Origin of the sequence: Pseudomonas sp. NPDC077408 (assembly GCF_050269105.1) — a bacterium.
Taxonomy (GTDB): domain Bacteria; phylum Pseudomonadota; class Gammaproteobacteria; order Pseudomonadales; family Pseudomonadaceae; genus Stutzerimonas.
This window is the reverse complement of record NZ_JBNNHS010000010.1, coordinates 159,756-169,966: the sequence shown is the minus strand read 5'-3', so window position 1 is coordinate 169,966 and position 10,211 is coordinate 159,756. Positions and strand designations below refer to the sequence as shown.

General features: G+C 55.9%; 9 protein-coding genes. 4 read left to right on the top strand and 5 right to left on the bottom strand.

Annotated elements, in window-relative coordinates:
* The 5 genes from ACQKEK_RS20235 to dnaA form a co-directional block, all read right to left on the bottom strand.
* Positions 1-869: thioredoxin family protein (locus ACQKEK_RS20235; RefSeq protein WP_499167680.1), on the bottom strand; the 869-nt coding region annotated here is incomplete at its 3' end.
* Positions 870-1,066: 197 nt separating this feature from the next.
* The gene (gene gyrB / locus ACQKEK_RS20230) at positions 1,067-3,481 is read right to left on the bottom strand and encodes a DNA topoisomerase (ATP-hydrolyzing) subunit B (protein ID WP_499144200.1); all 2,415 of its coding nucleotides are present in this window, start codon (positions 3,479-3,481) and stop codon (positions 1,067-1,069) included.
* The gene (gene recF, locus ACQKEK_RS20225) at positions 3,478-4,590 is read right to left on the bottom strand and encodes a DNA replication/repair protein RecF (protein WP_499144199.1); all 1,113 of its coding nucleotides are present in this window, start codon (positions 4,588-4,590) and stop codon (positions 3,478-3,480) included. The genes gyrB and recF overlap by 4 nt, the downstream gene beginning before the upstream one ends.
* A gap of 10 nt (positions 4,591-4,600) precedes the next feature.
* Positions 4,601-5,704 carry a DNA polymerase III subunit beta gene (dnaN, locus tag ACQKEK_RS20220; protein ID WP_128121719.1) on the bottom strand — a complete coding sequence of 368 codons (1,104 nt, stop codon included), beginning with the start codon at positions 5,702-5,704 and terminating at the stop codon, positions 4,601-4,603.
* Between the two features lie 37 nt (positions 5,705-5,741).
* Positions 5,742-7,190, bottom strand: a complete 1,449-nt coding sequence (dnaA, locus tag ACQKEK_RS20215; RefSeq protein WP_499144198.1) for a chromosomal replication initiator protein DnaA — start codon at positions 7,188-7,190, stop codon at positions 5,742-5,744.
* A gap of 516 nt (positions 7,191-7,706) precedes the next feature.
* Between dnaA and rpmH the strand changes: the two genes are divergently transcribed.
* Genes rpmH through yidC form a run of 4 tightly spaced genes read left to right on the top strand, consistent with a single transcriptional unit; the run spans position 7,707 to position 10,171 of the window.
* A complete protein-coding gene (rpmH, locus tag ACQKEK_RS20210; RefSeq protein WP_019340723.1) occupies positions 7,707-7,841 on the top strand; it encodes a 50S ribosomal protein L34 in 135 nt (44 codons plus the stop codon).
* Between the two features lie 17 nt (positions 7,842-7,858).
* The gene (gene rnpA, locus ACQKEK_RS20205) at positions 7,859-8,254 is read left to right on the top strand and encodes a ribonuclease P protein component (RefSeq protein ID WP_101152685.1); all 396 of its coding nucleotides are present in this window, start codon (positions 7,859-7,861) and stop codon (positions 8,252-8,254) included.
* Positions 8,247-8,492, top strand: a complete 246-nt coding sequence (gene yidD / locus ACQKEK_RS20200; RefSeq protein ID WP_081262855.1) for a membrane protein insertion efficiency factor YidD — start codon at positions 8,247-8,249, stop codon at positions 8,490-8,492. Before rnpA ends, yidD begins: the two co-directional genes overlap by 8 nt.
* Before the next feature lie 2 nt (positions 8,493-8,494).
* Entirely contained in the window at positions 8,495-10,171 is a 1,677-nt protein-coding gene (yidC, locus tag ACQKEK_RS20195) for a membrane protein insertase YidC (protein WP_499144197.1), read from the top strand.
* Positions 10,172-10,211: the final 40 nt, after the last annotated feature.

The following is a 10,211-nucleotide window of genomic DNA, read 5'->3' as shown; positions in this document are numbered from 1 at the left end:
GCGGCGCGCTGCAGGTTCATGATGTCGACGTCGTATTCGCGCACATGGTTTTCCAGCGCACGGGCCAGTTTTGGGCCTTCGGTCTCGTTGACCGAAATGAAGTTCTCGATGGCCATGGTGTCGAGCACCTGACCACCGAAACGCTCGGCTGCGACACCTGTACGGATGCCCTTGCGCGCCGCATAGATGGCCGCTGCAGCGCCGGCTGGACCACCACCGACAACGAGCACGTCGTAAGCATCCCTGGCGCTGAGCTTCTCGGCATCGCGCGCTGACGCGCCGGTGTCGAGCTTGGCCAGAATTTCCTCTTCACCCATGCGGCCCTGACCGAACAGCTCGCCGTTGAGGTAGATGCTCGGCACGGACATGACCTGGCGAATGGTGACTTCTTCCTGAAACAGCGCACCGTCGATGGCGACGTGGCGGATGTTCGGGTTGAGCACGGCCATCAGGTTAAGCGCCTGGACCACGTCCGGGCAGTTCTGGCAGGACAGCGAAAAATAGGTTTCGAAGTTGTATTCGCCGTCGAGATTCTTGATCTGCTCTATGACTTCCGGCGCGGTCTTGGACGGATGACCACCGACCTGCAGCAGGGCCAGCACCAGCGAGGTGAACTCGTGGCCCATCGGAATGCCGGCGAAACGCAGGCTGATGTCGCCACCGATACGGTTGAGCGCAAACGAAGGTTTGCGGACGTCATTGCCGTCGGTGCGCAGGGTGATCTTGTCGCTCAGGCTGATAATGTCTTCCAGCATGGCGAGCATTTCCTGGGATTTGGCGCCGTCATCGAGGGATGCAACGATCTCGAACGGCTGGGTAACCTTTTCCAGATAGGTTTTCAGTTGCGCTTTCAAATTGCTGTCGAGCATTGGAGACCCCGTAATAAGTGGTCCCTGCATAGGGACGGGAAACTGAACTCTTGATGGCGTTGAGCTTACGGGGAGGAGTTGGATTGTTAAAATTGAATAAACATTGCGCTGCCATGTAGCCAAGCTATCAAGGACCAATGTTTCACGTGGAACAAAAAACCCGGCTTGCGCCGGGTTTGATAACCATGAATCGAATTTTAGAAATCCAAATTGGAAACAGCCAACGCATTGGATTCGATAAAGTCGCGGCGAGGCTCGACCGCATCCCCCATCAACGTATTGAATATCTGATCGGCTCCAATCGCATCCTCAATCGTAACCTTAAGCATGCGTCGAACAGCCGGGTCCATCGTCGTCTCCCAGAGCTGGTCAGGGTTCATCTCACCGAGACCTTTATATCGCTGAACGCTATGACGACGAGTTCCCTCAGTCATCAGCCAATCCAACGCCTGCTTGAAGGTCGTCACCGGCTTCTTACGCTCGCCGCGCTGAACGTAGGCTCCTTCCTCGAGCAAGCTGTTCAGCTTGTCCCCGAGCACCGTTACGGTCTTGTAGTCATTACTACCGAAGAAATCGCGGTTGAATGTGATGTAACTGGCCAGGCCGTGTGAAACGATCTCGACTTCAGGGAGCCACACATTGCGTTCCTTGTCCTCACGCAGGCTTACCTTGTACGCAAGCCCGGAGCGCTCGACGCCTTTGAGCAACGCCGCATAAGGCTCTAACCACGCCTGCATAGCCGCATGATCACCGAGCTGTTCAACCGACACGCGTGGCAGGTAGATGAAGTGCTCGGTCAGCTCCTGTGGATAGAGTCGCGACAGGCGCTGCAGTGTCTTCATCACAGTGCGGTAATCGTTAACCAGACGCTCCAATGCTTCCCCTGACAGTCCAGGCGCATGCTCATTGACGTGCAGGCTGGCGTCTTCGAGAGCTGACTGAGTCAAATACTCGTCCATCGCCTCGTCGTCTTTGATGTATTGCTCCTGCTTGCCACGCTTAACCTTGTACAAAGGCGGCTGAGCAATGTAGATATAGCCGCGCTCGATCAACTCCGGCAGCTGGCGGAAGAAGAATGTCAGCAGCAGCGTCCGGATATGAGAGCCGTCGACGTCCGCATCCGTCATGATGATGATGTTGTGATAGCGCAACTTATCGATGTTGTACTCATCACGACCGATGCCACAACCAAGCGCGGTGATCAGCGTGCCAACCTCCTGCGAGGAGATCATCTTGTCGAAACGAGCCTTCTCGACGTTCAGGATCTTGCCCTTGAGCGGCAGGATAGCCTGGGTCCTGCGGTTGCGGCCCTGCTTGGCAGAACCGCCCGCGGAGTCACCCTCCACTATGTAGAGTTCGGAGAGGGCGGGGTCCTTCTCCTGGCAGTCGGCCAGCTTGCCGGGAAGGCCGGCAATATCTAGAGCACCCTTGCGTCGGGTCATCTCGCGCGCCTTGCGTGCGGCTTCACGAGCTCGCGCGGCATCGATCATCTTGCCGACCACCGCCTTCGCCTCGTTGGGGTGCTCGAGCAGGAAATCGGCGAAATACTTGCCCATCTCCTGCTCGACGGCGGTCTTAACTTCGGACGAGACGAGCTTGTCCTTAGTCTGCGAACTGAACTTCGGGTCTGGGACCTTGACCGAGATGATCGCCGTGAGACCTTCACGCGCGTCATCGCCCGTCGTAGCGACCTTATGCTTCTTGGCCAGCCCTTCCTGCTCGATGTAGTTATTTAGGTTTCGGGTTAGCGCCGAACGAAAGCCCGCCAAGTGGGTTCCACCGTCGCGCTGAGGGATGTTATTGGTGAAGCAGAGTAGATTTTCGTTGAAACTGTCGTTCCACTGAAGCGCCACTTCGACACCAACGCCATCATCACGCTGGATATTGAAGTGGAACACCTCATTGACTGGCGTCTTGTTGGTGTTGAGATAAGCCACGAAGGCACTGAGCCCGCCTTCGTATTTGAACAGTTCTTCCTTGGCGTTGCGCTCATCGCGCAGCACAATGCCGACACCCGAGTTCAGAAACGACAGCTCACGCAGCCGCTTAGCCAGAATATCCCAGCTGAAGTGGATATTCGCAAAGGTCTCGGCTGAGGGTTTGAAATGGATTTCGGTGCCCGAATCCTCGGTTTCACCGACTGCAGCGAGCGGCGCTTGCGGTACACCGTGACGATAGATCTGCTCCCATACCTTTCCTTCGCGGCGAATGGTCAGGATCAGTTCCTCAGACAAGGCGTTCACCACCGAAACACCCACGCCATGCAGACCGCCGGAAACCTTATAGGAATTGTCGTCGAACTTACCGCCAGCGTGCAGGACGGTCATGATGACCTCTGCTGCAGATACGCCCTCTTCGTGAATATCTACTGGAATGCCACGGCCGTTGTCGCGAACGCTGATGGATTCATCAATATGTATGGTGATTGATATATCGTTGCAGTGACCCGCCAGCGCTTCGTCGATCGAGTTATCCACGACTTCGAAGACCATATGGTGCAGACCAGTGCCGTCGTCCGTGTCGCCGATATACATGCCGGGGCGCTTACGTACTGCATCAAGGCCCTTGAGCACCTTGATACTGGACGAATCGTACGTGTGGTTTTCGCTCATGCCTTCACTCCCGAGGGGCCGTGGTCCTGGGCTATCGCACCATGTTCCACGTGAAACATTGAGACTGGCGTATCTTGACGCCAACCTTCTCGCAATACTTTCGAATCAACGCAGGTGATAAACACCTGGCAATTCAGCTGTTCCAGCAACCGGCACAGTGCCAGCCGGTGCTGATCGTCCAACTCGGACGGTAGGTCATCAACCAGATAAATACACTGGCCTCGTTTGGCTTCACTGACCAGATGGCCCTGCGCAATACGTAACGCGCACACAACCAGTTTCTGCTGGCCACGAGATAAGGTTTCCGCAGCGTTATGGTTGGCTATCCGCAGTCGGAGGTCAGCCCGCTGAGGACCCGCTTGGGTGTGCCCCATGAGCCGGTCGCGTTCAATGGACACCGACAACACCTCAGCCAGGGAGCGCCCTTTGTCCCAGCCACGGTAATAACTCAACTGGAAACCGTGAAGATCCAAAAGCGCGGCCAAGGTGGACTCGAATATTGGCTTCAGCGCTTGAATGTAAGCCCGCCTGTACCCGTCTATTTCCTCACTCGCGTCGCTAAGCTCGCGGCTCCAAGCCGCCTGAGAAGCGGAGTCAAGTGTACCATGACGCAGCCACGAGTTTCGTTGCCTCAAGGCCTGCTGCAGGCGCTGCCAAGCGTGCAGGAACCGGGGTTCCACGTGGAACACCCCCCAATCCAGAAACTGCCGGCGAAGCTTGGGTGCACCTTCGAGCAAGCGAAAACTGTCCGGATTGATCAGCTGCAACGGTAACGTCTCAGCGAGTTCCGCTGCGCTTCGAACGCTCTGTCCATTGATTCTGATGCGCACTTCGCCGCTGCGATCTCGAGAGATGCCAAGGGCGGTTGTCTGCTCATCAGCCAATTCGACCTGGCCGAAGACCGTGCAACTGGAGTGCTCGTGGCTTATGACCGGCGTCAAACGCGTGCTGCGGAACGAGCGAGCCATTCCGAGGAGATGAATCGCCTCGAGAAAACTGGTCTTTCCGCTACCGTTATCGCCGTAGAGGATGTTGATCCGGGGGGAGGGGTTTAACGTCACCGGCTGCAGGTTGCGTATGCCGGTGACGGAGATGCGGCTAAGGGACATTCAATGCGGATTACAGGCGCATCGGCATGACGACGTACGCCGAGTCGTCGTTATCGTATTCCTGAACCAAAGCACTGCTATTCGCATCGGACAGAATTAGCCGGACCTGATCGGTGGTCATGACGCTCAGCACATCAAGCAAATAGCTGACGTTGAACCCAATCTCCAAAGCCCCACCGGTATAGTCCACCGCGACTTCTTCTTCCGCTTCTTCCTGCTCAGGGTTATTCGCCTGGATTTTCAACAGGCCATTTTCCAATTGCAGCCGGATGCCGCGATATTTTTCATTGGAAAGAATGGCCGTACGGCTGAATGCCTCGCGCAGTGTCTGACGTTCACCAACCACCAGTTTGTCGCCGCCACGGGGCAAAACGCGTTCGTAGTCAGGAAATTTTCCGTCAACGAGTTTGGAGGTAAAGGTGAACTCCCCTGTCGTGGCTCGAATGTGGTGTTGGCCAAGGACGATGCTGACTTCGCCGTCCTGGTCCGTCAGTAGCCTTGCCAGCTCAAGGATGCCCTTGCGTGGGACGATCACCTGATGTCGGTCGGGCTGTTCAATGCCGGCTTGCATGGAACACATCGCCAAACGATGTCCGTCCGTTGCCACTGCGCGCAGCATCCCGCTAGAGACCTCAATCAGCATACCGTTCAGATAGTAACGCACATCCTGCTGGGCCATGGCGAAGCTGCTGCGCTCAATGAGACGACGCATCTTGCCTTGGTTAACGCTGAAATTCAGCGAGCCAGGGCCTTCCTCTACGGTGGGGAAATCATTGGCCGGCAAGGTCGAAAGAGAAAAGCGGCTGCGCCCGGACTTGATTACGATCTTCTGATCATCCAGCCGGATATCAATGAGCGCGTCAGGCTGCAGGCTTTTGCAGATATCCATCAATTTGCGCGCCGGCACCGTGATTTCACCGGGTTCGGATGCATCCTCCAAGGCGACACGGCCAACCAACTCTACCTCTAGATCAGTGCCTGTCAGCGACAGCTGATGGTCTTGAACCACCAGCAGTACGTTCGACAATACCGGTAAAGTCTGGCGACGCTCGACGACGCCGGCCACCAGCTGCAGAGGTTTCAACAAGGATTCGCGCTGAATAGTGAAATGCATGGTCTGGTCCCTTGCCTATTAAATGGCCGCAGTCTGTTCAGGTTGTCAAAGTGCGCAGCAAATTTTTGTAATCCTCGCGAATATCAGCATCCAATTCGCGAAGTTCGGCAATCTTACGACAGGCGTGCAGCACCGTCGTGTGATCGCGCCCACCAAAGGCGTCGCCAATTTCCGGCAAGCTATGATTGGTAAGTTCTTTGGACAAAGCCATCGCGACCTGACGGGGTCTTGCGACCGAACGCGAGCGTCGTTTTGACAGAAGGTCGGATATTTTGATTTTGTAGTATTCCGCGACGGTGCGTTGAATATTATCAACACTCACCAACTTGTCTTGCAGTGCAAGCAGGTCCTTCAGCGACTCACGAATCAGCTCGATCGTAATGTCTCGCCCCATGAAATGGGCGTGGGCGATTACGCGTTTCAGCGCACCTTCCAACTCGCGAACGTTCGATCGGATCCGCTGCGCAATGAAGAACGCAGCATCATGGGGAAGCTCAACGTTGGCCTGGTCAGCCTTTTTCATCAAGATCGCCACACGGGTCTCGAGTTCTGGCGGTTCGACCGCAACTGTCAGCCCCCACCCAAAGCGAGACTTTAACCGCTCTTCAAGCCCGTCAATTTCCTTGGGGTAGCGGTCACTGGTGAGAATCACCTGCTGCCCCCCTTCTAGCAACGCGTTGAACGTGTGAAAGAACTCTTCCTGGGACCGTTCCTTTTTTGCGAAGAACTGGATGTCGTCGATCAGCAAAGCGTCCACCGATCGATAGAAGCGTTTGAACTCGTTGATCGCGTTCAGCTGCAACGCCTTGACCATGTCCGCGACGAACCGCTCAGAATGAAGATAGACCACCTTGGCGTTAGGGTTCTTCTTCAGCAAATGGTTGCCGACCGCGTGCATCAGGTGAGTCTTGCCAAGCCCTACACCTCCGTAGAGGAACAACGGGTTGTAGCCATGCTTGGGATTGTCTGCAACTTGCCAGGCAGCAGCTCGCGCCAGTTGGTTGGATTTGCCCTCGACAAAATTCTCGAAGGTAAAGGTCCGATTGAGATAGCTGGTGTGCTTGAGCCCACCCTCAACCTGTACGTTACGTTCGGCCGGTCGCGAAGGCGCGCTAGGCGCAGCGACAGCCGCGGTTACTGGTTCGGTGAACGAAGCGGGAGGCGGTGCAGCGGCCGCAGGAGCGCCAACTTGCGGCTGAGAACGAGGTGCGGAACCGGCAGCCGGCCGCGTAGAAGCGACTCGCCTGCTGCCTATCAGCAACGACAAAGAGGGTGCCGGCCCTGACGCGCGTTCTGACAATAATTCCAGCAGGCGCGAAAGATACTTCTCGTTAACCCAGTCGAGAACGAAGCGATTCGGCGCGTAGATCCGTAATTCATCGCCATCTGATTCGACCTGAAGCGGACGAATCCAGGTGTTGAATTGCTGGGCCGGCAGCTCATCTCTCAAGAGGTCAACGCACTGCTGCCAAAGTTCCACCGACACAAGGTCTCCTAGAAGCTGTCGAGCTTTAAAACGGAGCTCATTGTAGCCCTGAGACGCCTCAGTTATCCACAGTAAGAAGGCTGCTTATATAGGTAAAGCGATGGGCGATCCGAGCCGGAGCAACCAACATATCCAACCCTAAGCTCTGTTGATAACCGAGCCAGAGCCCATGGGAAAAGCCTGTGTACAGGATGAGATCAAACAAGACTGTGGATAACTAGCCATTTAATCCACAGGAAACACAACGTAAATCCACCGTCAGCGCACTGCTTACGCAGAACGTTACCGAAAGCTGTAACCCCTACCGGGGAACGCGTCTAGCCTTTTATCCACAGAAAAGCACATCACCATTTATAAGCATTGCATTAAGAAGATCTTTATTTTCTTTCTTTATCTATTACTTTCTGCCTGGACAGTGCTGGTGGGAAATTGACCTCGCCGCGCGGCTTCTCTACAATCGCCGGTCTCTTAAAAGGGGGCCATTCCGGCCCGCAATGGATCACCAGGTAACGCATCATGAAACGCACTTTCCAACCCAGCACCCTCAAGCGCGCTCGCACCCACGGTTTCCGTGCTCGTATGGCTACCAAAAATGGTCGTGCCGTCCTGTCGCGTCGTCGCGCCAAAGGTCGTAAGCGTCTGGCAGTCTGAAGACGCCGGAACAGGTAGTGAGTCGAGACTTCGGTCGGGAAAAGCGTCTGCTGACCCCGAGCCAGTTCAAGGCTGTCTTCGACTCCCCTTCCGGCAAGTTACCGGGCAGGAACGTCCTGCTACTGGTGCGCGAAAATCAATTGCCACACCCGAGAATCGGGTTGGTCATTGGCAAGAAGAGCGTCAAGCTCTCGGTAGAGCGCAACCGCATCAAGCGGCAACTGCGTGAAACCTTTCGTCTCCACCAGATGGAACTGACGGGGTGGGACATCGTGGTCATCTCGCGTAAAGGTCTAGCTGAACTGGACAACGCAGAACTCGCAAAGCAATTTGCCAAGCTATGGAGACGTCTGTCTCGAACGCCTGCACCGGTCCAGCCACAACAGGCCCAGAGCAGCGCCGCTGATGCGTAAGCTAGCGCTGGTCCCAATTCGACTCTACCGGTACGCCATCAGTCCAATGATGGCCAGTCACTGCCGTTTCTACCCAAGTTGCTCCTGCTACGCACAAGAGGCCATCGAAACACATGGCCTGCTGCGCGGTGGCTGGCTGAGCCTGTGCAGGCTCGGCCGTTGCCATCCATGGAATCCGGGCGGCTATGATCCCGTGCCTTCCAATACCCCCTCCAATTCATCTTCGATGACCGAGTAACCATGGATATCAAACGCTCGATCCTGCTTGTCGCCCTGGCAGTCGTTGCTTACCTGATGGTTTTGCAGTGGAACCAGGACTACGGCCAGACCGCCATCCCTGACGAGACGCGCCAGTCACAAACGTCCGTCGCGCAGATTCCAAACACTCCGCTGACCAGCACCGCTGAGAATGCGCAAGGTGATATTCCGGCTGTAAGCAGCGAGCCGTCGGCCAATTCAGTTACCGACACTCAGGCCAGCTCTCAGCTGATCCACGTACGCACCGATGTTCTGGATGTCGCAATCGATCCGCGCGGCGGAGACATCGTGGACCTGCGGTTGCCGGAGTTCCCACGTCGTCAGGATCGCCCAGACGTTCCGTTCCAGTTGTTCGAGCGTAGCGGCGAACGAACCTATGAAGCCCAGAGCGGCTTGATCGGGGATGGCCCGGACAAGGCCAGTGGCCGGCCGCTGTACACCAGCGACCAACAGCAGTATCAGCTTGGCGAAAATCAGGACCAGCTGGTCGTTGATCTGAACTACAGCGAAGACGGAGTCAACTACACCAAACGCTTCACCTTCGAGCGTGGTGATTACGATCTCGGCGTGCGCTATCTGATCGACAATCAAAGTGATCAAACCTGGACCGGCCACATGTTCGGTCAGCTGAAGCGCGACGACAGCAGCGATCCGTCCTCCAGCACCGCAACCGGCACTGCGACCTATTTGGGCGCAGCGCTCTGGACCAAGGACGAGCCTTACACCAAAGTTTCCATGGGTGACATGGACGACAAGAGTCTGAAAAAGACGGTCGAAGGCGGTTGGATCGCATGGTTGCAGCATTACTTTGTAACTGCCTGGATTCCTGCGCCCGATCAGACCAACCTGGTGCAGACTCGCAAGGACAGCCAGGGCAATTACATCATCGGCTTTACCGGACCTGCTGTTTCGGTTGCACCCGGTAGTCAGGGTGAAACACACGCCACCTTGTATGCCGGTCCGAAGAGCCAGGATCAACTGGAAGAGCTGTCGCCTGGTCTACGTCTGACCGTCGATTACGGCATTCTCTGGTTCATCGCTCAGCCGATCTTCTGGCTGCTACAGAATATCCACGCACTGTTGGGTAACTGGGGCTGGTCGATCATCGTACTGACCATCGTTATCAAGCTGGCTTTCTTCCCGCTGTCGGCTGCCAGTTATCGATCGATGGCGCGCATGCGAGCGGTGTCGCCGAAGATGCAAGCCCTGAAAGAACAGTTTGGCGACGATCGCCAGAAGATGTCCCAGGCGATGATGGAGCTGTACAAAAAAGAGAAGATCAATCCGCTGGGTGGATGCTTGCCTATCCTCGTGCAGATGCCGGTGTTTCTGGCCCTGTACTGGGTACTGCTGGAAAGCGTCGAAATGCGCCAGGCGCCCTGGATGTTCTGGATCACCGACCTGTCGATCAAGGATCCTTTCTTCATCCTGCCGATCATCATGGGTGTCACCATGTTCATTCAGCAGCAGTTGAACCCAACACCACCGGATCCGATGCAAGCCAAGGTGATGAAGTTGCTGCCAATTATCTTCACCTTTTTCTTCCTCTGGTTCCCAGCAGGTCTGGTGCTGTACTGGGTCGTCAACAACTGCTTGTCAATTGCACAGCAGTGGTACATTACTCGCAAGATAACCGGGCAGACTGCTAGCGCAACCTGACCGTTCGAAGTGAACAGAACGCCCCTTTATTGGGGCGTTT

Coding starts and splice junctions, on each gene's coding strand:
- gyrB (WP_499144200.1), bottom strand. CDS start 3,481: ATGAGCGAAAACCACACGTACGATTCGTCCAGTATCAAGGTGCTCAAG.
- recF (WP_499144199.1), bottom strand. CDS start 4,590: ATGTCCCTTAGCCGCATCTCCGTCACCGGCATACGCAACCTGCAGCCG.
- dnaN (WP_128121719.1), bottom strand. CDS start 5,704: ATGCATTTCACTATTCAGCGCGAATCCTTGTTGAAACCTCTGCAGCTG.
- rpmH (WP_019340723.1), top strand. CDS start 7,707: ATGAAACGCACTTTCCAACCCAGCACCCTCAAGCGCGCTCGCACCCAC.
- yidD (WP_081262855.1), top strand. CDS start 8,247: ATGCGTAAGCTAGCGCTGGTCCCAATTCGACTCTACCGGTACGCCATC.
- yidC (WP_499144197.1), top strand. CDS start 8,495: ATGGATATCAAACGCTCGATCCTGCTTGTCGCCCTGGCAGTCGTTGCT.